Origin of the sequence: Providencia sp. PROV267 (assembly GCF_028477825.1) — a bacterium.
In the GTDB taxonomy this organism is placed as follows: Bacteria; Pseudomonadota; Gammaproteobacteria; order Enterobacterales; family Enterobacteriaceae; genus Providencia; species Providencia stuartii.
On sequence record NZ_JAMPLX010000002.1, the window covers coordinates 24,747 to 48,237 of the forward strand.

Consider the following 23,491-nt stretch of genomic DNA (forward strand, 5'->3'; position numbering starts at 1 on the left):
ATGCGATTTTTACCTGTCAATTTAAGCACTTTTATGATTGAGCTACAAAGTCTTGAAGAGACAATGGCTCTGACGGATGTGCTGCGTAACATGTCACGTCAGCTTGCGATTGAAGAAATTACACCAGCAGCAAGAACCGTTTTAGTTCGCTTTAATCCTGTTATTACGAATGCCAATATCATCATTGATGAAATTGAAAGGTTAGATATTTCGAAGGCGGATCTTAAATTAGGCCAGTTGGTGACTATCCCTGTTCACTATAACGGTGAAGATCTTGCTGATGTTGCTGAACACCTAGGGGTGTCAATTGATGAAGTAATAAGAAGACACACTAACAATGAATACCAAGTGGCTTTTTGTGGCTTTGCACCAGGGTTTGCTTATATGGTTGCAAAAAATGTCCAATTAAATGTACCACGTCGGCCATCACCACGGATCCGAATTCCGGCTGGCTCTGTTGCTTTAGCTGGCGAGTTCAGTAGCGTCTATCCTCAAGCAAGTCCAGGGGGATGGCAATTAATTGGCGTTACACCAACGGCTGTATGGGATTTACATCGCACAGAGCCTGCACTGTTAAAACCGGGGTATCGTGTCAATTTTGTTGATGCTGCGAAAACGGGGATCACCTATAGCCTACCTCAGCCAACAGTTGCGCATCATAAGGATAGCCAACGTAGTGATATCACTGTCCTTGCCACAGGATTACAAACGTTATTACAGGATATTGGGCGAATAGGGCAGGCTGCATTGGGAATTTCTGAATCCGGAGCTATGGATAAAGGCGCGCTACGAAGCGCAAATCGGTTGGTAGGAAATGCAATCCATGAAGCAGTGCTGGAAATTACCCAAGGGGGTTTTAAAGCACAGGCAAATAAACCGTTATTGGTAGCAGTCACAGGGGCATGTTGTGATATCGAAATTACGACAGCCGAAGGTGTTACCTATTGCGCACAGCAATATCAAGCGATTCATTTAGCCTCGGGGGATATTATTCGCTTAGGAACGGCAACAAAAGGCGTGCGTAGCTATTTTGCGATACGCGGTGGCATCCAAAGTACGCCTGTACTTGGTAGCTGTTCTTTTGACACATTAGCACAGGTAGGGCCTGCACCATTAACGGTAGGGCAGACATTAGCGGTTAAATCACTTAAACAACCAACGGCTATTTCACTTGATGAACAACCTGCATTTAACTACCCAAGTACGAGTGATGTGGTGGTGCTAGATATCATTTTAGGGCCTCGAACTGATTGGTTTACTCCACAGGCGGTACAACGGTTAACGTCACAATTATGGCAGGTTACGGCAGCATCCAATCGTATCGGGTTACGCTTGGCGGGCGATGCGGCTATTGAGCGTGCAATACATCAAGAGTTACCCAGTGAGGGAACGTGTATTGGGGCAATTCAAATCCCTGCGAATGGACAACCGGTCTTATTTTTGAATGACCATCCGTTAACTGGAGGTTATCCGGTTATTGGTGCGGTATGTGAATATCACTTGGATTTAGCGGGGCAGCTACCCGTTAATGCCCAAATACAATTTAACCCAATCGGGGTATTTAAAGAATATGAAGGGAGTCGGGATACTTATGCCTACAATGAATAATCAAACTAAACATAAAGTACTGATCGCAAACCGTGGCGAAATAGCAGTTCGCATTATTCGTGCGTGTCGGGATATTGGCTTCGATTCAGTCGCGGTTTACGCGGATCCCGATATTAACGCATTGCATGTTCAGATGGCGGATGAAGCATATGGATTATCGGGAAGTACACCCGCCGAAAGCTATCTGGATATGGATAAATTACTTGAGGTAGCGAAAAAATCAGGGGCAACCATGGTTCACCCTGGTTATGGTTTTCTATCAGAACGTGCAGAGTTTGCTCGTGCGGTACAAGGGTTGGGCTTGATTTGGGTTGGCCCAGAACCTGAAACCATTGACATATTGGGTGATAAAGTCAAAGCTCGTCAAATTGCAATGCAGGTCGGCGCACCTTTAGTGGCAGGAACCAAAGAGCCTGTCAAAGAGGCCAAAGAAGTCGTTGAATTTGCCCATACCAATGGTTTGCCGATTGCGATTAAAGCCGCCTATGGCGGTGGCGGTCGAGGCTTAAAGGTAGCATGGCACATGGAAGAGGTAGAGGAGCTATATCACTCTGCGGTGCGAGAGGCGACAGCGGCTTTTGGACGAGGCGAGTGTTTCCTAGAGCAGTTTTTACATAATCCTCGGCATATTGAAGCGCAAGTTATTGCGGATAAATTTGGCAACGTGGTTGTCGTGGGAACGCGTGATTGTTCTTTACAACGACGAAATCAAAAATTAGTGGAGGAGTCACCAGCGCCATTTTTATCAGAACAATTACAACAACAAGTGATTAAAGCGTCTGTCGATATTTGTAGTCACGCCAATTATGTGGGGGCGGGAACCGTCGAATTTTTGTTAAGCCAAGATGGCAAATTGTCATTTCTTGAGGTGAATACGCGTTTACAAGTTGAACACCCTATTACCGAAGAGACCGCAGGGATTGACTTAGTCATTGAGCAATTACGGATAGCACAAGGTTTACCATTAAGTATCCGCGAAACCCCTAAACCACGAGGGCATGCTTTTGAGTTTCGTATTAACGCAGAAGATGCAGGAAATGGTTTTTTACCCACACCGGGGGTTATCCTTAAATTTGATCCCCCATCCGGCCCGGGTATCCGTTTAGACAGCGGTGTTGTGGCAGGGGCGACTATCCCAAGTACGTTTGATTCTTTAATGGCAAAACTGATTGTCATTGGCAATACACGCGAACAAGCTATCCAGCGCGCTCGCCGTGCTTTAGGCGAATTTTCGATTGAAGGCGTGGCATCCGTACTGCCTTTCCATCGCGCGGTGATGGAGCATGCTGACTTTTGTGAAAGGTTTAATGTGCATACTCGCTGGATTGAAACTGAATTTTCTGTTGAGATTGCACCAGCAAAACGGCAATTACCACAAAATAACCCACAAATAACGCGTACCTTTATTGAAATCGATGGGAAGCGCTGTGAGCTTGGTTTACCGACACAATGGTTAGCTGGGTTAGCGATGCCATCGACAGAGCAAGCTTCAATAACGAATCATCAAGCGGTCGCACAAGATCAGCAAGTGAATGCCCCTATTTCAGGCGTACTGTTTAGTTGGTTAGTTGAAGAAGGCGACACGGTTGCTCAAGGAGAGGTTATTGGTGTCATGGAAGCGATGAAAATGGAAGTACAGGTAATCGCTCACCGTGCCGGTACGCTGAAATATATTGTCAATAAGGGTGATTATATTGATGCAGATAGCGTAATTGCAGAAATAAATGACTAGTTCACTCTGGAGCAAGTGTTTACTTGCTCCCGTTTAAATAACCATTATCGCGAAATACGTTCAGGGAGTGCACGCAATGGTGGGTTAGGGGCGGGCACACTGTGCTTATCGTCTTTTTTGATTTCTTCGCTATCGCGATAGACTTCACCACACATAAAATAGAGGTTAGGGCGCTTTGATTCGAGATAAGATTTACGGGTGATACACTGATCTTGTGTAAAAATGGTCTCAGTCACAGGCAATGCATCACAGGCATCTGTGCCACAAGGACTTACCCATAATGCCCAGCCAATGAGTACCATATGTCCTGCCATTTCGAGCCGCTCCTCCAACGAGTATTGGGTTAATACCATGCCACAGTGTGGTGGCTGAATTGACTGTTGATGATCTAAATAATGCAATGACAATTGTTAACCCGATAAATGTTGATATAAACGAGCATTAATTGGGTTTACGCGGATCTTACCATTGCATTTATCAAATGTATGTAATTGCGTGAAAAATCATTTTAAATTGGCATTAAATAGCAAATCAATAAAATTATTGGAATGGCAACCGTAAAAAGGGTTAAATCGAACGTATTTTATTTTTAACAATTTGGTTCTACAGCGAATTAGCTAACGTGTATAGGTGTATCGGCCGCGACAGCATAGTGAATAAAATGCTTGATCAAACTATCATAATACATATTGCTTCTATTATAGAACAGTGGTGTACATTGACTAGACGTCAGCGAAGGGCGAATAGTGTAAAGGGTGGATTATTCCAAAATTACGCCACACAGTTGTATTTTTTGTGGGTGAACTCAGCGAAAATAATAGGTCTAAGCCAAAATCCGGTTAAGCTAAATTTTAATGTCACTAGGTGGTAATATATCACTTATGCTATTCCCCCTGAAATATATAATAATGTTATTTCAAGGGGGTATCTTGTTTTGCTTACTGTGGTATTGCTATTTTAATCATCATAAAAAGATGGGTTAAGCACCCGATAAACCATTGCCAGTCATATCGATTGGATTCACATATTTATTAAAGTCTTCTTCACTTATTTTTCCTGAGGCAATAGCGGATTCTTTTAAAGTGATATTTTTGGCTATGGCATTTTCTGCAATATGCGCCGCATTTTGATAACCAATAATAGGTGACAAAGCGGTAACTAACATCACACTGTTATCGACATACTCAGTGATTTTAGCGGTATTTAATTGCGTACCTTCAACAGAAAACTCTCTAAATTTATGGCAACCATCAGCTAAAATACGAATTGAATGTAGCAAGTTATTGATAATAACAGGGCGCATCGCATTTAATTCAAAGTTACCTTGGCTGCCTGACATGGCGATTGCAGTATCATTGCCCATCACTTGAATACCTATCATCACAATTGCTTCGCATTGAGTTGGGTTAACCTTACCTGGCATGATTGAAGAGCCTGGTTCATTAGAAGGTAAAATTAACTCACTAAAGCCACAGCGAGGACCCGAAGCTAACCAGCGCATGTCGTTGGCGATCTTAATGAGTGCGACAGCTAATCCACGAATAGATGCGTGTGTGCGAACTAACGCATCCAGAGAGCCTTGCGCAGTAAATTTATTGGGTGCAGTAATAAAGGGTTTTTGAGTCAACTCAGCTATTTTATCGGCAACATCTTTTGAAAAACCGGCTGGTGCATTGAGACCTGTACCAACCGCGGTGCCGCCAACCGCGAGCTTATAAAGATCTAATTTACTACGTTTAATATCTTCGAGAGCATCTCTGAGTTGACCTGCCCAACCATACCACTCTTGACCAACAGTTAAAGGCACGGCATCTTCCAGATGAGTACGGCCAATTTTCACTACATTCATCCAAGTGCTGGCTTTTTTCTCAATAACATCAATTAAACTTTCAATACTTGGGATTAATTGCTCATCAAGTGCAAAAATGGCAGCAATATGCATCGCGGTTGGGAAGGTATCATTAGATGACTGCCCCATATTGACATCATCATTTGGCCCTATGGGCGATTGACTTCCTAACGTTCCACCAAGCAATTGAATTGCACGATTGGAAATAACTTCATTCACATTCATATTCGATTGTGTGCCAGAGCCAGTCTGCCAAACATAAAGAGGATAATGCTCATCCAATTGACCATTAATAGTTTCATCCGCAGCGATAACAATCGCCTCTTTTTTCCACTCAGGAAGTCGGTTAGCAGCACAGTTAACTAACGCACAAGCTTTTTTGATATAACCATAAGCGTGATACACTTCTTTTGGCATTAAATCGTTGCCAATATTAAAATGCTGTAATGAACGCTGAGTTTGTGCTCCCCAATAACGGTCGGCAGGAACATTTATTTTCCCCATACTATCGAATTCTTCACGAAAACCTGTCTCATTAATACCGATTGGTAATGTCTTATTTAGACTGTATTTATTTTCCATTATAAATTCCTAAATGATGAGAGGATGTATATCTAGGGAATATTATTTAGGATATATATTTTTTGTTCAAATCATTTATAAAAAATAAATAAAAAATCAATTAATGATGATTTGATTTCGATTTCACTTGTAAATTAACAGAAATTAACTGTGAAAAAATTCTATGCAACAAAAATAAATATTAAAAAGAAAAATAAATAGAGGGAAAAGGAGAAATAAATTTATTTAATATTAAGTCAAATAGTTTAAATGGCAAAAGTAGACTTACTTATGTTCTCCTCAAAACATTGTCTAGATAACCCATATTGGTTGTATTAATAGTGAGAAGCGTATCAGTGAAGTAAAAATCATTGAGCGTGTAACAATGCCGCGATGAATACGTTATTCATAAGGGGGATAAACGGTGTCTAGTAACATTCCTTTAGTCTCAAGATTATTGGATTATTAATAATACCTATCAGAATAAGTTAACACATGGGATCTGATTATTTTTTATCAGATTTTTAATGGACTATCTATCCTTGATGATTAATTTATATGCACTATTACTCGCTGATTTTGGAAGCGCTTCGCAAAAATACAAAATATTTATCTGAAGATTGCAGTTTTAAGAAGTAGCTCATAACAATACTATAAGGTTTTATTTACGATAAAAAATAACTTATCACTAACAAATTTAGGCTTATAACGATTATGAATACCATGGAAAACGTTTTAACATTTTGGTTTGAGGAGTCAACCTCAAAACAGTGGTTTGAAAAAAATGAAAAGTTTGATGCTCTTATTATGCAGCGTTTCGGCGGAACACTAGAGCGTGCAGCAAAAGGAGAGTTAGCTTATTGGCGTATTTCTATTCGTGGGCGCTTAGCTGAGATTATCGTTTTAGATCAGTTCTCTCGCAATGTGTGGCGTGATACACCGAAAGCTTTTGCCCAAGACCAAATGGCACTGGTATTGGCTCAAGAAGCGATAAAACAAGCAGATTATAATTTGCTGCCACTATCTCAACGCAAATTTATTTTAATGCCGTTTATGCACTCTGAATCAAGCTTTATTCATCAGCAAGCGGTTGAGCTATTTCGTGGCTTAGGGGATGACAATACGCTAAATTATGAAATGCAACATAAGGCGATTATTGATCGTTTTGGTCGTTATCCACATCGAAACCAGATATTGGGGCGTCCTTCTACTAAAGAGGAAATTGCCTTTTTACAGCAACCAAATTCCGCTTTTTAGGTAGTTTCTAAACGCTGGGGTGGCTAGGTTTGCCGTGAATGGAAACACTGCAAACCCCTGTTGACAAAATGAAGAAGATTTAGTGGTATCACTTATTGATTATTGTGAGAAAAAAGGCGAATGTATTGCTGCATTCTTTCGCTTTATTAAAAGATTTATTACTAAGGTTATTTTAAACAGGTGAAAAGGACCTCTCTAATGCCTTCTAATAACCATAATGCGTTGATATCATGTCTATCACTTTGTTTTGGTATAATTTGTTATTATCTTCAAGCTGTACAGCAGCTATTTTTTCCTTTTTATAGAGAAGGGGCAAATACTTATCTGCTATTGCTAGCGTACTACAAATCAATGAGTTTATATTTACTCGGTTATTGGCTCTTTCTAATACCTGTATTTTACTTTTATCTCAAAAAAAGTTTGAATCATTTTCACCGCTACTTATTGTACTTTTTGATCCCAGGCCTTTTTTCTATACTCCTTTGGTTCATAGAACTTCTACCACGCAGCCATCAAATAGAGGGTCTAATAATTGAAATTATAGTAGCGGATATCCTCTTCGCTTATATTATAGGGGGGACATTTATTATCGCGCTAGTTGCGGTAATGTGTGATTTTTTAATGCAGAAAATTGCCTTAAAATGGAATACTGTATTGAGAAGGTCGCAGTGATGCTGGTGGCTTTAATTATTACTTTTGTGTTTATACGCTAATTAAAAAAAGAGCCTACATTCGCAGGCTCTTAACGTGATTATTAAATTGATACTCGTGGAACTACATGGTGATTTGCCATAAGTTATAAAAGGCAATACGTCCTGCAAGTTCAGCCAGTAAAACAGCACCCGCACATGTCGCTAATGTCGCTTTTGGTGCACGTTGTTTTAATGCCATACCGATAAATCCTGCCAAAGCAATAACTAAGACAACGACTTGGAAACCCCAGAAGCCAGTTTGCTCAGCGCTCAATGCTGGACCGGTTTCGGATAAGAACGCTTGATACCCCGCACGGCTAGCGAAAATAACCAACGCACCGATAAGGAAAGAGGCGATCCCTAATCCACGAGCGCCAATAGCTATTGCTAAAGCACCACCGCCAACTAACATGGTCATCCACATTTGCAGCGTAGTATAGCCCGTATTCCAGTTTGCGATTGAAGCAATGTTATAAACCTGTGGAATTGACCAAACAAACGCCACACCTGAAATAACCGCGGCAATATTCGCTAATTCACGTAGTAATGCTTGTTTATAAAAGAGTGTAAAAAACAAGGTTGCAGCGGCAAAAGTGACGAAGACACCACTTAAAAAGGCTTCGTTACTCATCGGTGAGCGACCAACACCTAGCAACATATTGAAAAAGCGCAGTGGTTGGCCCACATGTAGGCCACCAATACCTAACCCAATAATCATCACAACAAAGGCGAGGATATTGGCATTTTTCAGTTGCTTTTCATCAATTGAACCTATTTTTTTACTTAAATAAGCTAATAAAAATAGCCCAGCAGCAGACTGCCCCAACACGGTGAAAAAGACTAGTGGTAATTCATGCATTTTACACCTCCGCAGGGTTTTTTAGTTCACCACTTTTATCGCCAGAAGGTTTGGCATCTTTATGTGGTTTAATAACGATGTTTGGATTGGTAAGGCTAGGGTCTGGCATAGGCGCAATACCACACTCTGTACCGTGAAGCTCACGTAGGACATTGATATCATCAAAGTCCAATGCACGTTGTGGGCATGACTCAACGCAAACGGGTTTCATACCTTTAGCAACGCGCTCGTAGCAGCCATCACATTTGCTCATCAGTTTTTTCTTCTCGTCATATTGCGGCGCACCGTATGGGCAGCGTAATTCGCAGTAACGACAACCGACACAAACGGTTTGGTCAACAACGACAAGACCATCTTCGGCACGTTTGTGCATCGCCCCTGTTGGGCAACCTTCCACACAGGTTGGATTAGAGCAATGGTTACAAGAGATAGATAAATAGTAGCTATAGACATTTTGCTGCCAAATACCATCTTGTTTTTGCCAACTACCACCACCAAATTCGTATACACGGCGGAATTTAGGGCCTAAATCGAGATCTTTTTCGTCCTTACAACTGACTTGACACGTTTTACAGCCAGTACATTTTGTGGAGTCAAAATAAAAGCCATACTGTTTCATCAATTAACTCCTTAAGCGCGTTTCACTTCAACAAGATTAGTATGTTGTGGTGTTCCTTTCGCTAGTGGTGAAGGAACTTGTGAGGTGAGGGTATTGATACAGCCTCCTGTATCTAATCCTGCTTGATCCAAAGTGCGCCATGCGCCTTGTGGAACCGCAATAACCCCCGGTAATACGCGCTCAGTCACTTTAACTCTAATCTGAATGCGACCACGGTCGTTGAAAATTTCTGCAATATCACCATTGCTTAAACCACGCTCTTGCGCGTCGATTGGGTTAAGCCAGAATTGATGAGGGATCGCTTCACGTAACATTTCAACATTAAAATAGCTTGAATGGACGTGACCTTTGTCGTGGAAACCGGTCATTAACAGAGGGTAAGTCTGTTGATTACGTTGCTGCTCAACACCTTCTTTGTTTGCACAGTACTCAGGGATGGCAGGAATACGTTGGCCCTCAGGAAGCTCCCAGTTTTTAACACGCTCTGCTAACTGCTCAGAATAGATTTCAATCTTACCTGATGGCGTTTTCAGTGGATTCGCAATCGGGTCATCACGGAAATCTTTTAGGGCAATGTGTTTTGACGTATCAGCAAATCGACGGTCAATAATGCCTGCACCATCTGTTTCACTAAATTCAGGTAGATGAGGCATAGTTTCACGGGTTTTATTGTAGCAATACTCAATCCACTCCTCATAAGTGCGACCTTCAGTAAACTGCTCTTTTACACCCATTTTTTCTGCAATTTCGGCCAATACATCATAGTTAGGGCGATTTTCCCACAATGGCTCGATAGCATTTTGTAAACGCACCAGATAATGATATGCGCCACTTGCGTAAGAGTTGTTGATCAGATCGTTGGTCTCAACAGGAGTAACATCTGGCAACAGTAAATCAGCGTATTTAGCCGATGGAGTATTATGATTATCCCAAACTAAGATAAATTCACATTTTGACTCGTCAGATAGAATTTCATGTGTTTTATTCAAGTCAGCGTGCTGGTTACCAATAACATTACTGGAGTAACACCACATGAACTTAATATCGTTGTTTAGCTTATCTGCGCCTTTGATACCGCCATTTTCTGCGGTTAACTCTTTGCCGCGCACGATCGCTTCTGTCCACATAAAGGATGGCAGCGTTGCTTTGACAGGGTTTGGTAAACTAAATCCGGCAACAGGATAAGCAATGCTATTACCCCATAGGCCAGTGTTAGTACCTGGACGACCGATGTTGCCTGACATAATAGGTAGCATCATAATGGAGCGGCAAGCCTGTTCGCCATTCTCAGTACGCTGTAGACCCCAACCTTGTGAAATCCAAGCATGATTTGCGTTACCAATTTCACGAGCCAGTTGAATGATCCGCGAAACAGAAATACCTGTTAGCTTACTTGCCCATTCAGGTGTTTTCGCAATGCCATCAGGGCCATTTCCTAAAATATAATCTTTGTAGGAGCCATTACGTGGCGCTGAAGCAGGGAGTGTGCTCTCATCCCAACCGACACAATAGTTTTTCAAAAACGCTTCATCAGTTAGGCCTTCTTGGATCATCACATAACCCAATGCAGCAACCAGCGCGGCATCCGTACCAGGATAGATTGGGATCCATTCTGCGCCTAGCGTCGTCACGCTGTCAGTGCGACGAGGGTCAATAATGATGACTTTAGCTTTACTTTTCTCAAGTGCGTTCAATGTTTCATAAAATTGACCGCCACCAGACATACGCGTTTCGGCAAGGTTATGACCAAACATCACGACTAAGTCAGAGTTTTGGATCTCAGATAGGAGCGATTCTTCAACGCTACCGTATACATACGGTGTGATTTCCATTAATTGAGCATAGGAATAGGTGCCGTAGTCACCGAGAAAACCACCGGTTAGGCTTAATAAACGTTTACAGGCCGCACGACCATGTAAATTCGCCCCTGTCGAACCCGTACCATACTGATAATAAATGGCATCACTACCATATTTATCAATAGTGTATTTTAGTTTTTCTGCAATGATAGTAGTCGCTTCATCCCAACTGATTTTCTTGAACTTACCTTCGCCACGTTTACCAACACGTACCATTGGGTATTTCAAACGATCTGGGTTATAGGTTTTCCAACGTACAGAGCGACCACGTAAACATGGACGAATTTGGTGTTCGCCCAAAGTTGAGTCGTCGTACATGGTTTCGTTAGAAATACGGCTGATAACACCATCTTTAACATGGACTTTGAGTGGACAACGGCTACCACAGTTAACTAAGCAAGCGCTGTAACTGATTTTCTCGTTGACTTCATCAGGCATGATCTCTGGTGTTTTTGCTTGAGCGGTAAAAGGAAGAGTGATTGAGCCTGCAACAGCAGCAGCGGTAGCAACCGTTGCAGAGGTTTGAATAAACTCCCTCCGACTCAGCTCTCCAAAATGAGTATTTTTATTTGTTTTATGCATTGACATTGCCTATATGTAAAGTTCGACATCACTTTCTTGTTTTATATGTTAAAAAAAGTCACTCATCAGCAACATGACCTACATCAACAATATCCCTGATAAATTAGAGGAAATTAATTATTATCACATTAATTTTTATAGGATTTTTTCTATTATCTAGAGGGGATAGTCGCATTTAAATTATCTATCGTTATGTGACTACTTATATAGAGAGGTGAGAGAAATAGAGGAAAAGAGGGGGTTCCCCCTCTTAAAAACTACTACCTAAGTTGTAATACCATAAATTAACTTAATTAATCACTGTTGGGTATTAGATCCAGTGACTGTTTGACCGATAGCTCGCATATCTGTGCCTGTTGGTGACTGGTGAACGCGCAGTTCAAACTGTGGCAGAATGGAGAAAATATGGTCAAAGATATCAGATTGGATCCCTTCATACTCAACCCAAACAGTGGTATTGGTAAAGGCATAAATTTCAATAGGTAACCCATTTGAGTCAGATTCAAGCTGCCTTACCATAATTGTCATATTTTTATGGATTTTAGGATGTGCCTTCAAATAAGCTTCAACATAGGCACGGAAAGTACCAATATTGGTTAGCCTACGCTGGTTAAGTGGTGTCACTCTATCTTCGGGAATAGACGAGTTAAAGACTTTAATTTCAGAAATTTTATCACCAATGTAGGGCTCTAAAAGATTCGCCTTAACTAAAGAGTCAATCTGCTCTTGGTCAAGAAAATGGATACTCGTGGTATCTAGGCGAATACTACGTTTAATACGACGCCCCCCTGATTCAGTCATCCCTTTCCAGTTTTTGAATGAGTCTGAAATCAAGGCATAAGTTGGAATAGTTGTAACAGTGTTATCCCAGTTACGCACTTTAACGGTTGTTAAACCAATGTCGGTGACAGCACCATCGGCGCCATATTTAGGCATTTCAAGCCAATCGCCAATGTTAACCATATTGTTTGCAGAGAGTTGGATCCCTGCGACTAACCCCATGATTGGGTCTTTAAAGACCAACATCATGACCGCCGTCATTGCACCTAATCCACTGAGTAGGATCAGAGGAGATTTTCCGATTAGCAGTGCAATGATCATAATTGCAATGAGTACGGATGCGATAAGTTTTACGCTTTGGAAGATCCCACGTAACGGCAGGTGAGCTGTTTTTGCGGCGCGCTGTAATACGCTAAGCAAAATATCGAGAATAGAGAAAAACGTAAGTAACCCAAACAGTAAGCACCAAGCCTGTGAAGCAACACTTAATATCTGTTGTGCGGTAGAGCCTGAATGAAGCCATAGAACGGCTTGGATGTTGACGACAACACCTTGGATAACAAACGCAATGCGATTAAATAGATTAAACTGGGTTAATTGACGTTGCCAGCCACTGCCTTTTTTCTGACCACTTTTCTCTATCCGAGGAAGGATAATTTTGTGCAGAATAAAATGCAAAATTAAGGCGACAACAAGAATTAAGCCTAATACGATTAACAGTGAAGCAATTTCGGCATAATCTTGGTTGAACTGGCGTACCCAGTCTAGCAGTTGCTGCTGCATGTGTTCTCCTTCTTTATTGGCATCCATTGTGCTGAAAGATGCTTTAGTTCAATTTTCCACTTTATAGACAACTTATAGATAGTAACATAAATTTAACCAAAACTCACCCATAATAGCGAAACAATCTAAGATAGCCAAAAATATAAGCCGAAAATATGCGTTTAAAGCGAAATGTGAGCCTTAAATAAACCTATAGAGGCTTAATTAGCAGGTAATAAAAACGGCTGACTGTATTGACAAGATATGGCTCGTCAATAGGCGGCATATCTCATTTAGTTATTTATGATGACTAAGTAGAGGGAGAGGAATCGGTGATATGGGGGCAACTGTGATTAACGCTATAGTTGGATAAAAAAACAGCCTTAATGAGTTAAGGCTGTATTGCAAAAAAATATGCACAGAACGCTAAAGATGAGGTAATAAAATATGCGCTGTCTTACATAAAACGTTTAGCAAGTAATTCAATAACTTCTTGAACATCACTAATAAATTCTTTAAGGGTATGCATGGGAACTCCAAATGTTAAAGTGTGATCTAGATCACTTGATGGCATTTTAACTATTGGAAAAGGAAAGTCAAGCTTGGATTAAATATTATTTTAATTTTTAAAAAATATTTGATGGCGAGTTTGTTAGGTAGGTAACAGGGGGAAACTCGCCATCAATCATGGGCTATTTATTGGTGCTTTTTAAGGCCCCAGCCAGTAGGAACAGGGTGAAAGAGCTAAAGAGCAATTCAATACCAATAAACAGGGTTAATAGGGTGATGGAAGTTTGAGCATTTCCGCTTAGTAGCATATAGGCGATGATAAAATCTAAAATACCAATCAAAATATTCATCATTCCGGCTGCTGAACTAAACAGCTTAGTACCTGCGTAGATCCGAATGACCCCGCCGAAAATAAATAAAATAGCGACAAAAATGGCGAGAAATAACAAGCTTTGTAGTGGGTCTGAGAGGAACGCATAACCTAAAATAAGGTAGGCGATACCGACGATTAAACTGAATAAAATAGACATATTCGCGTAGAGTCGGTTGAAGAAAATATTCAAAATAACGGCTACGCCACTGACTAATAACACCACGCCAATGAAAGAACTGAATACGATCCCAGATACAAGCGGATTAGTAATACAGACAATCCCCCCAATGAGCAATAATAAGGCAACGAGATAAATAATCGTTCTATGACCTTTTAATTGTGACTCTGCAAGGTTTTTAAGTTGATCTGGATTGATATTAAGCATGATAAGGCTCTCCCTTATGTCAAATAAAGAGTAGTTGACGGGGTTGATTTGTATTAATTTTAAAAATATAGGGCATTAGCATTTAGTTCAATAGCTATTTCACAAAAATAACAACAATGACTATTGTTAATACTAGAGAATCAATCTAAAAGTGATGAATTTTGATCTCACATTAATATTCATCAATAAAAAACACTCAATTAATGAGCGTCTAAAATAGATTTTATTGCAACAATGACGTTTTTATTGTGTGGCATGGCTGTCGATCTCTATTTCATCACATAACTTGGTGTGTGCAATTTGAAAAGGAAAAGTAACGCTATGATGACTTATATCAATGGGCGGTTTATCCCAGAGGAGCAGGCCTCGATATCAATTTTTGACCGTGGGTTTTTATTTGCCGATGCTGTATATGAGGTAACAGCTGTCATTAACGGGAAGTTAATTGATTTTAAAAACCATATAGCAAGGTTAAAACGGTCATGTCATGAATTGGAATTAGCACTACCTTATACAGAGGATGTATTATTTGATATTCATCGGCAACTTATTGAAAAAAATAACCTCACTGAAGGCCTCATCTATTTACAATTAACACGTGGAAATGCGGGGCAACGTAATTTCTTATTTCCTGATAAAACGATCCCCCCAACATTGGTTCTTTTTGCTCAGCAGGCATCTATTATTGAGAACCCTCGTGTAAAAACAGGGATTAGAGTTGTGACATTTGAGGATATTCGTTGGCAGCGTTGTGATATTAAAACAGTTGCATTACTTGCAGCATGTTTAGCAAAAGAATATGCCCGCTCTCAGGGAGTTGAAGATGCCCTTTTTGTCAAAGATGGTTTTATAACAGAGGGCAGTTCCAGCAATTTTTTTATTATCACCGCTGAAAATAAAATTAAAACACGTAGCTTAAGCCATGAAATATTGCCCGGCATTACAAGGCAAGCCATTTTAACCCTTGCGCAAGAACAAAACTTAGCGGTTGAAGAAAGTGCATTTACTGTTGAAGAGGCAATAACTGCTAAGGAAGCGTTTATTACTTCATCAACAACGCTTGTTTGGCCGGTGATTGAAATTGATGGGCAGAAAATTGCTGGGGGCAAGCCAGGGCAGTTAGCACTCCGGCTTCGCGATATTTATATCCAGAAAATGTTAGCACTATAAAAACAATAATCAGTAGGATGGTTTGACGTTTCCTTGCAAAAATTCTGAGAGTGAAGAAACGGTGGCCATTCCTTGTAATGCTTGCATACTTTGTTGATGCAACTCTAAGCTTGCTGCTGCACAAAGTTCATCAATGACGGTAACTTGATAACCAAGATCATGGGCTTGGCGAGCACTACTTTGAATTGCGAGTAGTGAACTCACTCCGCCAAAAATAACCTGTTTAATATGATTTTCTTGTAACCAATGTGCAAGTTGATTTCCAGTAAATGCACTAACGCCTTTTTTAATCATAATGAGGTCTCGGAGCTGTACATCAAGATCTTTAACCCAATGACAACCAGAACTACTTAATTTTAATGCGTTAAGCTGTTTTGCACGGTGAAACATCGGAGAGCCTGCTGGGATATCTTGATAATCATCAGCAAACCCAACCTTGACCCAAATAACAGGGATGTTGTGGCTACGTGCAAAAGCAGCCGCTTGATTAGCGTTCTCAACAACATGACGTTCTTGCGCTTGTAGGTAACTGGTATTTGATAATCCATTCTTACCTATAATATCTTCAATGAGGTCGATAATAATTAATGCTTGAGACATGAGCCTTCCCTTTAACAAAATAAGTAAAAAGACTTATAGAATTAAATTATAGCCCAAAAAACGGTCTAAGCTCTATGATCTTAATGGCAAAATTATCATTAAGGTAAATCAATAATAAATCCAACACCTTTCTTATCTAACCCATCTGTCACTCGGATAGTCGCATCAATTTTTGTCGCAAGATTATGGACAATGGAAAGCCCAAGGCCACTTCCTGTTTCCATTGTTCCGGGTACACGATAAAAACGTGAAAAGATCAGTTGGCGACTTTCTTCAGGGATCCCTCGACCATTATCTTGCACGGTTATAGTGGCACCGAACGGACTTAAATCTCTAATGGTGATCTTAATTTTGCCTTTTTTGTCACTATATTTAATCGCGTTTTCCAGCAAGTTGGTAAAAATAGTGGTCAATGCAAGTTTATCGGTGGTAATAAAAACATTATCAGGACTTTGTAATTCAATATCGATATCTTGGCTAATCGCATGAGGGACATGTGATGAAGTGATATGGGAAATTAAAGTAGGTATATTAATTTGCTCTTTATTGACAGAAAAGTCTTCAGCTTCTAAGCGTGCTAAATCAATAAGTTGGTGAGACAGTGAAGCAGCCCGATTTAAAGCGGCTTGCATATCTTTGACAATCTCTTCCCTCTCTTTGACATTGTCTATTTGCATCAATAAATGCAATTGTGCAATCACAGCAGCGATAGGGGTTCGGAGTTCATGGGCGGCATCTGCCATAAAACGTTTTTCGCGCTGGTTGGCGGCATCGACCCGCAACATGAGATTATTGATAGCAGTAATAATAGGGCGGATTTCTTTATATTGCTCTTTGACTTCAATTGGCGTCAAATTCCCCGGCTTACGGCTGGAGATTATAGTTGCAGCTTGTCTGAGTGGTCGCAAACTGAAATAAGCGGTGACAATAATAGCGATTAGCATGATACCTAATATAAATAATAAAGGTATTGCGGTGCCTTCTGCGGGGCTGCCAATTATTGATTTACGGTCAAAATAGGATTCACCAAGGATCACCTCAATGGTGTGCGCGTCATTCCATGACACAGTAAAGTGCCAATTTGGTTGCTGTGCTTGTAATTCATTGAACGTAATATTGTCAGTTATATTAATTTTATCGCTATTACGGTATAGCACTTCACCATGTTGATTACGGATCACAACAAAAGGCTTATAGGAGACTTCCAAGCCATTTTCCATCGCATCGGTATACATTTTTTGTAATGAGGTGGCGATACGATCAAAATATTCAGGATTATTGGTAACGGCGCCTAAAGTATCAGCAAAGCCTTTGGTAACAATTTGTTGTTGCCGGTTAAAATCATCATCAATGCTAGGTAAATAAAAAAATTGTAGCCAGCCAACGAGCAGCCCCCACAGTAAAACCACTGAGCTTATCTGTAAGAAAAAGGTGTAAATAAAAAAGGATTTAACTTTCACTTGGCTGAGCTTCTTTTTTAAGTAAATAACCAATGCCGCGGATAGTGATAATGCGATCTTTACCTATCTTGCGTCGTAAGTTGTGAATATGTACCTCAAGCGAATTACTTTCTATTTTATCATCGAAACCAAATAGGCGCTGCTCAAGATCGGCCTTGCGAACTACATTATCGGCATTTTTCACTAATTCATATAAAAGTTGATACTCTTTGCCTGATAGTAGCAAAAGCTGATCATTTAAGAGCACTTGGTGATTGATTGGATTTAATTGCAGATTATCCAATTGCCAAATTTCCGATGAAAAACCTGCCATACGGCGGCTGACCGCTTTTACACGAGAAATTAACTCTGGCATGGCAAATGGCTTGGTTAAAAAGTCATCGGCACCAGAATCTAGACTGGTTACTAAATTATCCATCTGATTACGTGCGGTCAAAATAATAATCGGTATTGATTGGCCTGAGCGGCGCCATGCGATTAATTCCTCATTACCATCACCATCAGGCAATCCTAAGTCTAGGAGCATGAGATCAAAATTACGGGAATTGAGTTGTTGTTTAGCATCCGAAAGTAACCGTACCCAAAGTGGATTAAAACCTGCAAGTTCTAAGCCACGGCAGAGTGCTTTGCCTAATTGGAGATCATCTTCGACTAATAGAATATTCATTTTATCACCTCTCTGGCGAGCAGTATAAGCAGGCAACATTTTTCCGACAATATAATCAAGGTCAATTCAACGTGAGATTTAATAAAGCCTTAAGGTTTGTTTAACCCATTTTTAAGGTATGAATGAGTAATAAGATTATTATTTTAACGTCTTTGCAGTTATAGGAATAACTAAAATGAAATTACAACTTATTGAGAGCACAGCTTTCGTTACGGTTATTTTTATCTCAATGATTTTAATAGGGAAAAATTTTAATTTGCCGAAGGAAAGGTTATTTCCAGCGGTTTCAATAAATGAAATTCATGCTTGTACAAAAATAAAAAGTTGCATTGCAAATGAGAAAATCACTAAAGAAGTAAAGAATGGTACTAATCCGATGAAGGAAATCAAAACGTTTATTAGGCAGAAAATTTATTAATAAATAAGATAGGAAACTTCTAATGAAACAATTGTGTTCAGCGGTAACCTTGGTTGCGGCATTATTACCCTATAGTGCTGTCATGGCAGGGGAAACTATGCTGATATTAGGAGCTGGTGGCTCAGTAATGCCCGCTTATGAGGGATCCAATAAATACCTATTTTCACCGACAGTTGATATTAACTATGGCTATATATCCGATGATTATGGTGTATTTAGTATTGGATTAGAAGGGGCGGAATGGGCAATTGGTTTAACAGATAACTTCACGTTTTCTAGCCGAATTGGCTATGATGCCGGACGAGATGAAAAAATAGGGATTTTGGGCAATAAAAATGAAGATCTCAAAGGGATGGGCGATTTAGATGGTTCAATGACCGTAGGAGCCACAGTCAACTACTCAATCAATAACTACCAGCTTTATGTTTCAGCAGACATGGCAACCAAAGATCGCCACTATGGGGGGCGAAATATTGGTAGAACAGTGAACGTTGAAATCGGTGGTATTGGTAATTACCAAATAAATAGCAAGTGGGATATTGAATATACGTTAGCGACGGTCTGGGGAAATAAAGCTTATAATCAAGCTTATTTTGGCGTATCAAAACAGCAGGCAAGTCGCTCACGCTTTAATGAATATGACGCGGGAAGTGGCTTTAAAGATATTCACGGTGGTGCCATATTAAATTATAACCTAAATGAAGACACCGCGCTTTATACTGGCGTTGGTGCTTATTACCTAGTTGGAGATGCTGCGAAAAGCACGCTTACTGAGCAGCGTTTAGGATGGGTTGGTTTAGCTGGAATAAAATACACTTTTTAAAACGTATTATTTTAGATAGTGGCAAAGGAATGCTGAGCTAATTTAGCCAGACATTCCTTTAATTGACCACATGCCTAATCCATTGAATTTTGTTCAGGGATCCAGCCATCGTCCAGCCAAATTTCCTCTAATATCTCTTCAATACGAGCCTTATCTTGCGCAAGTTTGGTGCCTGAAATATTAATTCGCTGGCTAGAGCTAAAAGCAACCCGCGTTATCATGTCTGGATATTGTGGGCTAAGTTTACGAGTAATTTCAGTTTCAAGTGCTTGCAAGATAATATCACTAGGTTTTTGTGGTGCATTTTTATCAAATAAAATCTCAATGCGTAACATAATCGCCTCTACCTAACACTGTATTCATATACAGTATTTTTAGATTGAGAGAGGGATAAAGTCAATATCAGAATGATAATATTTTTTAAAAGACCAAAGGATTGTTATCCTGAAGAGGTAATTATCTGTTTTTATCTATGAAAAACAAATGATTATATTAGCTTCTTACCCAAGAGAAAGTGAAAATCAGTTGCCGAGTAATAGATAATAGGTATGCTAACAGGGTTTGTTTGTAAAATAATGGATTTTAGTTTAATGCTGACCGTCACGAGATTAACAGAGAAAGATTCGATAGAAATAGAAAAGGTCAATGGCCTCTACGATTTGTCATTCCCAGCTTATGAAAAAAGAAGTTATCAAGGACGACAAAGTATACTTAAACATAAAGATTATTATTTGTACTCTTTTTCTGATGAAGGTGTTTTTATTGGTTTTGTAGGAAGTTGGAAAATTGGTGATTATTTTTATATTGAACACCTTGCTATATCGCCTAATTTACGGGGAAAGGGATACGGTCAAAAAGTGCTAAGCAGCTTCTGTGAACAAGTGAGTCGGGTTATTCTGGAAATCGACCCTGTTATCGATGAAATTAGTGAGAAAAGGCTGCGTTTTTACCACCATTGCGGCTTTAAGCAAAATGAATATCAACATGCCCATCCAAGCTATCATCCTGAATATGCACCACATCAATTGGAAATTTTAAGTTATCCAACGAAGATAAATCCGCAAACCTATCAGCAATTTAATGAAAAATTGACAAATGTAGTGATGCACGCTTCTTTGTTATAAGGTTTTAAATTAAACATTATGTTTGCTCAGTGGTAGAAGGTGTTCATCGGTAAAAATAGATCAATTCAGGATCGCCTTCGTCAAGGTTCTCTATTATTCCACTCGAAATAAACTGAGCATTCGCGAGTAATCTTTGCATGGAAACATTTGATTGATTGGTTGAGGTGAATAGTTTTGGAGTCACACAAGTTAATTTAAGCTGTTCTATTAACTGTGAGCCTATGCCTTGTCGCCGAAATTCGCTATCAACCATCAACATTTCAATAAATCCACATCCAAAAAAGCGGTAATGTAAAACGCCATAGGCAATAATTTGACTCTGGCGTTCGATGAGATAGCAATTCTTCTCATTAACCCATTGCTGAATATTTTGGGCTCGTTCAGCAGTCGCTACGCTATCAATGTGTTTCAGTGCTTCGATATCTTGTGGTGTGGCGAGTCGAAAATAATCCAATCATTGTTCCTTTTTAATAATTATCATGCCGCTGTCTTTGTGCTATTAGCGTGTAACTGATTCAGACGGCGTGAAAATAAGCCTCATTAACGTTAGAAAAAACTTGCCGAGATATTGATACATAACCCTAAGATTGCCATGTTAAAAATAAAAGAAATAACGGACTGTAGCAATACCGCACGACGCATAGGAGTTGAGGCAACTTCAACATCCGCTGTTTGTGACGCGACGGCAATAGTAAAAGAGAAATACATAAAATCGGAATAACTCGGCTCAAGCAATTTATCAGGAAACCGCAACCATGGCTGTTGTTTATCTGAATTACTGTAATACAAATGTGCATAGTGCATGGTAAAGCCGGTAGGAAGCAGTAACCACGAAGAAATCAGTGTTGAAGCCGTTAGTGCATAAGAAACAAATTTATCATCTTGTGAAAAATCGCCATGGCCCCCTAACGCAAAAAATAACACCAATAAACTGACACAACAGCCCGCGACGAGAAAAAATATAACCATACGCGCACTTTCATCCTCAACTCTGGTTATTTTGCGTATATCTTTGACTTTATGATTAATAATTCGAGCAAAGAGAAAAAGTAAATAGATCCAAGCAAAGGCGTTCCAACTTAGGATCAAACACATCATAGTGCCTTGATATGGCAACAGAGCGAAAAAGGTAGTCAATGCAACAAGCAAAGAGATAATAAAGCGAGGCCGTGAACGAAATGCATGACGGAGAATATGTGTAATATGAGCAGGGTAACGTAACATCGACTAAACCTTCAACAGAATAGAAAAATAATATTCACTATATCAAATAGTTGTATATTTGTTCTAAGTAAATTGCACTATGATGGAAACCTTTGCACGATAGGTGCGTTGTCGCGGCGCAGTTTTTGCGATATTTCGTTATTAAGTGAGGTATGATTAAGATACTATCGAACATAATAAATCAGTGTAATTACTATACCTGAGGCTCTAATTTTGCTATTTTTTGCCAGCGAAAAGGGGATTTGTTCTTTTTTTATTGAGAAACACCAGAGATAACTTTTACTGAGCCTGAGATAATATATGAAAACATCTCTGTTATCACAGAAAATGCCATTCGTTGCCATAATAGGCTGGCTGTTGCTTTATTATGTGACAGGTGAGATTTCAGAAATTCTCACGCCACCTAACGCTGAAATTTCCGTTGTCTGGTTTCCTGCCGGAGTAGCAACGACGGCATTTCTATGTATGCATAAACGCCAATGGCCAATATTGTTATTTGGCTTCATTGTGTTAAATCTTTTTTTAGATGGCTTTGATAGTGAAGCTATTCTAATTTCAGTTCTTTACTCTATTTTAGGGGTACTTTCCTGCATTATTATTGCTTGGATTGTACGCAAATATGCCCATCAAGATGATGATTTGCATATTATCTTACTATGGCTATTTACCATCATCATCGTCAGTTTGTTAGATGCGGTATTGTTTTCGGTCAGCATGTATTGGTTGGATCATACTTCGATTAAAAATATCTTTTGGGATGGATTTATTGCTGATATTACGGGGAATATATTTGCTACAACAGTGATGATGGGGTTAATAAATACCCGATTTAAAACGATAACTAATTTGCGGATGCATTTAATTTGGGGCGTCGTCGTTCTTGGCTTACTGATTATGAGTACTATCTTGATATTTAATGATAGTGCAATACAACTGTATAACGCCTATTTCCACCATCAACGTAATCTTATTCGGCTATCTTTGCTGTGTATCCCTGTTTTATTTGCCGTTATTTTATCCTTGCTCTGGGGGAACCGTGGGGGGTCATTAGCATTATTAGTGCTTGCCACTATCACTATCTATTATACCAGTAATCGACAAGGGCCTTTTTATCTTCACGGCTTGTTTCGTCATGAGTCTCTTTGGCTTATTCAAGGTTATTTGACAGTAATATCGCTATTAATGGTATTTTTGCGCGTTGTGACGCGTAGCACTCAACGGATCGATGAAAATCAAGGCATCTATACTCGACAGCATCTTGTTTATCAATTGAATTTAAGCGATGGAACGATTGAATGGGGAAACTCAAATAACGGTATTCCTGATACAGATATTACTGCATGTTCCAATATTAAGCAGCTTATCGAGGCCATTCATCCTGAGGATCAGGAAAAACTTAATCAGCATTGGTATTCACAGCAGCATCATGCTGTTCTTCCCACAATACTATTTCGTTTTGCGGATAGCGATGGCCACTGGTGGACGATAGAAGATCGTGGCAGTGTATTTTTTGGTAGCAGCGATCCCATGATGGTTGTTGGTAATTGGTTTATTTCAAGTGAAGTTTCTTGAAATTG

The 23,491-nt window shown here is 39.8% G+C and carries 21 protein-coding genes; 8 read left to right on the forward strand and 13 right to left on the reverse strand.

Features of this window, described 5'->3' with window-relative positions; genetic code table 11:
* Both PR709_RS00945 and PR709_RS00950 read left to right on the forward strand, forming a co-directional pair.
* Complete coding sequence (locus tag PR709_RS00945) at positions 1 to 1,608, forward strand: 5-oxoprolinase/urea amidolyase family protein (RefSeq protein ID WP_014656214.1); 1,608 nt, start codon at positions 1 to 3, stop codon at positions 1,606 to 1,608.
* Positions 1,601 to 3,340, forward strand: coding sequence for an acetyl/propionyl/methylcrotonyl-CoA carboxylase subunit alpha (locus PR709_RS00950; RefSeq protein WP_004920957.1), 1,740 nt, complete (start codon positions 1,601 to 1,603; stop codon positions 3,338 to 3,340). Before PR709_RS00945 ends, PR709_RS00950 begins: the two co-directional genes overlap by 8 nt.
* A 44-nt stretch (positions 3,341 to 3,384) precedes the next feature.
* On the opposite strand, the gene PR709_RS00955 is transcribed toward PR709_RS00950, so the two are convergent.
* Together PR709_RS00955 and fumC are read right to left on the reverse strand one after the other, a co-directional pair.
* The gene (locus PR709_RS00955; RefSeq protein ID WP_014656212.1) at positions 3,385 to 3,654 is read right to left on the reverse strand and encodes a hypothetical protein; all 270 of its coding nucleotides are present in this window, start codon (positions 3,652 to 3,654) and stop codon (positions 3,385 to 3,387) included.
* A gap of 665 nt (positions 3,655 to 4,319) precedes the next feature.
* A complete protein-coding gene (gene fumC / locus PR709_RS00960) occupies positions 4,320 to 5,771 on the reverse strand; it encodes a class II fumarate hydratase (RefSeq protein WP_004920952.1) in 1,452 nt (483 codons plus the stop codon).
* 693 nt (positions 5,772 to 6,464) lie between these two features.
* On the opposite strand from fumC, the gene PR709_RS00965 reads away from it, so the two are divergent.
* Complete coding sequence (locus PR709_RS00965; protein ID WP_004920950.1) at positions 6,465 to 7,007, forward strand: DUF924 family protein; 543 nt, start codon at positions 6,465 to 6,467, stop codon at positions 7,005 to 7,007.
* 774 nt (positions 7,008 to 7,781) lie between these two features.
* Here PR709_RS00965 and PR709_RS00970 read toward each other — a convergent pair.
* The 5 genes from PR709_RS00970 to PR709_RS00990 form a co-directional block, all read right to left on the reverse strand.
* A complete protein-coding gene (locus tag PR709_RS00970) occupies positions 7,782 to 8,558 on the reverse strand; it encodes a dimethyl sulfoxide reductase anchor subunit family protein (RefSeq protein ID WP_004920946.1) in 777 nt (258 codons plus the stop codon).
* A 1-nt stretch (position 8,559) separates the two neighbouring features.
* Positions 8,560 to 9,177, reverse strand: coding sequence for a DMSO/selenate family reductase complex B subunit (locus PR709_RS00975; protein ID WP_014656207.1), 618 nt, complete (start codon positions 9,175 to 9,177; stop codon positions 8,560 to 8,562).
* 11 nt (positions 9,178 to 9,188) lie between these two features.
* Positions 9,189 to 11,618: a DMSO/selenate family reductase complex A subunit gene (locus PR709_RS00980; protein WP_004920940.1), complete on the reverse strand. Its 2,430-nt coding sequence runs from the start codon at positions 11,616 to 11,618 to the stop codon at positions 9,189 to 9,191.
* A 297-nt stretch (positions 11,619 to 11,915) separates the two neighbouring features.
* A complete protein-coding gene (locus PR709_RS00985; protein WP_014656205.1) occupies positions 11,916 to 13,181 on the reverse strand; it encodes a mechanosensitive ion channel family protein in 1,266 nt (421 codons plus the stop codon).
* 671 nt (positions 13,182 to 13,852) lie between these two features.
* Positions 13,853 to 14,428 (reverse strand): DUF308 domain-containing protein, encoded by a 576-nt coding sequence (locus PR709_RS00990; protein WP_004920937.1) that lies wholly within the window; start codon positions 14,426 to 14,428, stop codon positions 13,853 to 13,855.
* Positions 14,429 to 14,749: 321 nt separating this feature from the next.
* Between PR709_RS00990 and PR709_RS00995 the strand changes: the two genes are divergently transcribed.
* Positions 14,750 to 15,598, forward strand: a complete 849-nt coding sequence (locus tag PR709_RS00995; protein ID WP_004920934.1) for a D-amino-acid transaminase — start codon at positions 14,750 to 14,752, stop codon at positions 15,596 to 15,598.
* Between the two features lie 9 nt (positions 15,599 to 15,607).
* Here PR709_RS00995 and PR709_RS01000 read toward each other — a convergent pair whose 3' ends face one another.
* The 3 genes from PR709_RS01000 to PR709_RS01010 all read right to left on the reverse strand — a co-directional run bounded on the left by PR709_RS01000 (position 15,608) and on the right by PR709_RS01010 (position 18,325).
* Complete coding sequence (locus PR709_RS01000) at positions 15,608 to 16,198, reverse strand: cysteine hydrolase family protein (protein ID WP_004920932.1); 591 nt, start codon at positions 16,196 to 16,198, stop codon at positions 15,608 to 15,610.
* 98 nt (positions 16,199 to 16,296) lie between these two features.
* Positions 16,297 to 17,658 carry a sensor histidine kinase gene (locus PR709_RS01005; RefSeq protein WP_004920930.1) on the reverse strand — a complete coding sequence of 454 codons (1,362 nt, stop codon included), beginning with the start codon at positions 17,656 to 17,658 and terminating at the stop codon, positions 16,297 to 16,299.
* Positions 17,648 to 18,325 carry a response regulator gene (locus tag PR709_RS01010; protein WP_014656200.1) on the reverse strand — a complete coding sequence of 226 codons (678 nt, stop codon included), beginning with the start codon at positions 18,323 to 18,325 and terminating at the stop codon, positions 17,648 to 17,650. The genes PR709_RS01005 and PR709_RS01010 overlap by 11 nt, the downstream gene beginning before the upstream one ends.
* A gap of 175 nt (positions 18,326 to 18,500) precedes the next feature.
* Between PR709_RS01010 and PR709_RS01015 the strand changes: the two genes are divergently transcribed.
* Positions 18,501 to 18,743: a hypothetical protein gene (locus tag PR709_RS01015; protein WP_004920926.1), complete on the forward strand. Its 243-nt coding sequence runs from the start codon at positions 18,501 to 18,503 to the stop codon at positions 18,741 to 18,743.
* Positions 18,744 to 18,765: 22 nt separating this feature from the next.
* Positions 18,766 to 19,566, forward strand: a complete 801-nt coding sequence (locus tag PR709_RS01020; RefSeq protein ID WP_004920924.1) for a MipA/OmpV family protein — start codon at positions 18,766 to 18,768, stop codon at positions 19,564 to 19,566.
* A gap of 74 nt (positions 19,567 to 19,640) precedes the next feature.
* Here PR709_RS01020 and PR709_RS01025 read toward each other — a convergent pair whose 3' ends face one another.
* The gene (locus PR709_RS01025; protein WP_004920922.1) at positions 19,641 to 19,901 is read right to left on the reverse strand and encodes a DinI-like family protein; all 261 of its coding nucleotides are present in this window, start codon (positions 19,899 to 19,901) and stop codon (positions 19,641 to 19,643) included.
* A gap of 213 nt (positions 19,902 to 20,114) precedes the next feature.
* On the opposite strand from PR709_RS01025, the gene PR709_RS01030 reads away from it, so the two are divergent.
* Positions 20,115 to 20,690 carry a GNAT family N-acetyltransferase gene (locus tag PR709_RS01030; RefSeq protein ID WP_004920920.1) on the forward strand — a complete coding sequence of 192 codons (576 nt, stop codon included), beginning with the start codon at positions 20,115 to 20,117 and terminating at the stop codon, positions 20,688 to 20,690.
* A 43-nt stretch (positions 20,691 to 20,733) separates the two neighbouring features.
* On the opposite strand, the gene PR709_RS01035 is transcribed toward PR709_RS01030, so the two are convergent.
* Together PR709_RS01035 and PR709_RS01040 are read right to left on the reverse strand one after the other, a co-directional pair.
* Complete coding sequence (locus PR709_RS01035; protein ID WP_004920918.1) at positions 20,734 to 21,144, reverse strand: GNAT family N-acetyltransferase; 411 nt, start codon at positions 21,142 to 21,144, stop codon at positions 20,734 to 20,736.
* A gap of 92 nt (positions 21,145 to 21,236) precedes the next feature.
* The gene (locus PR709_RS01040; RefSeq protein WP_014656196.1) at positions 21,237 to 21,914 is read right to left on the reverse strand and encodes a DUF1345 domain-containing protein; all 678 of its coding nucleotides are present in this window, start codon (positions 21,912 to 21,914) and stop codon (positions 21,237 to 21,239) included.
* Positions 21,915 to 22,214: 300 nt separating this feature from the next.
* Between PR709_RS01040 and PR709_RS01045 the strand changes: the two genes are divergently transcribed.
* Positions 22,215 to 23,486, forward strand: coding sequence for an MASE1 domain-containing protein (locus PR709_RS01045; RefSeq protein WP_004920914.1), 1,272 nt, complete (start codon positions 22,215 to 22,217; stop codon positions 23,484 to 23,486).
* The last annotated feature ends 5 nt before the right edge of the window (positions 23,487 to 23,491 follow it).

Excerpts from the sequence above, each read along its gene's own strand:
- PR709_RS01010 (WP_014656200.1), bottom strand. The coding sequence starts at position 18,325 with ATGAATATTCTATTAGTCGAAGATGATCTCCAATTAGGCAAAGCACTC.
- PR709_RS00970 (WP_004920946.1), bottom strand. The coding sequence starts at position 8,558 with ATGCATGAATTACCACTAGTCTTTTTCACCGTGTTGGGGCAGTCTGCT.
- PR709_RS01025 (WP_004920922.1), bottom strand. The coding sequence starts at position 19,901 with ATGTTACGCATTGAGATTTTATTTGATAAAAATGCACCACAAAAACCT.
- PR709_RS00965 (WP_004920950.1), top strand. The coding sequence starts at position 6,465 with ATGAATACCATGGAAAACGTTTTAACATTTTGGTTTGAGGAGTCAACC.
- PR709_RS00980 (WP_004920940.1), bottom strand. The coding sequence starts at position 11,618 with ATGCATAAAACAAATAAAAATACTCATTTTGGAGAGCTGAGTCGGAGG.
- PR709_RS00950 (WP_004920957.1), top strand. The coding sequence starts at position 1,601 with ATGAATAATCAAACTAAACATAAAGTACTGATCGCAAACCGTGGCGAA.
- fumC (WP_004920952.1), bottom strand. The coding sequence starts at position 5,771 with ATGGAAAATAAATACAGTCTAAATAAGACATTACCAATCGGTATTAAT.
- PR709_RS00995 (WP_004920934.1), top strand. The coding sequence starts at position 14,750 with ATGATGACTTATATCAATGGGCGGTTTATCCCAGAGGAGCAGGCCTCG.
- PR709_RS00955 (WP_014656212.1), bottom strand. The coding sequence starts at position 3,654 with ATGGCAGGACATATGGTACTCATTGGCTGGGCATTATGGGTAAGTCCT.
- PR709_RS01045 (WP_004920914.1), top strand. The coding sequence starts at position 22,215 with ATGAAAACATCTCTGTTATCACAGAAAATGCCATTCGTTGCCATAATA.
- PR709_RS01000 (WP_004920932.1), bottom strand. The coding sequence starts at position 16,198 with ATGTCTCAAGCATTAATTATTATCGACCTCATTGAAGATATTATAGGT.
- PR709_RS00945 (WP_014656214.1), top strand. The coding sequence starts at position 1 with ATGCGATTTTTACCTGTCAATTTAAGCACTTTTATGATTGAGCTACAA.
- PR709_RS00985 (WP_014656205.1), bottom strand. The coding sequence starts at position 13,181 with ATGCAGCAGCAACTGCTAGACTGGGTACGCCAGTTCAACCAAGATTAT.
- PR709_RS01015 (WP_004920926.1), top strand. The coding sequence starts at position 18,501 with ATGAAATTACAACTTATTGAGAGCACAGCTTTCGTTACGGTTATTTTT.
- PR709_RS00990 (WP_004920937.1), bottom strand. The coding sequence starts at position 14,428 with ATGCTTAATATCAATCCAGATCAACTTAAAAACCTTGCAGAGTCACAA.
- PR709_RS00975 (WP_014656207.1), bottom strand. The coding sequence starts at position 9,177 with ATGAAACAGTATGGCTTTTATTTTGACTCCACAAAATGTACTGGCTGT.
- PR709_RS01020 (WP_004920924.1), top strand. The coding sequence starts at position 18,766 with ATGAAACAATTGTGTTCAGCGGTAACCTTGGTTGCGGCATTATTACCC.
- PR709_RS01030 (WP_004920920.1), top strand. The coding sequence starts at position 20,115 with ATGCTAACAGGGTTTGTTTGTAAAATAATGGATTTTAGTTTAATGCTG.
- PR709_RS01040 (WP_014656196.1), bottom strand. The coding sequence starts at position 21,914 with ATGTTACGTTACCCTGCTCATATTACACATATTCTCCGTCATGCATTT.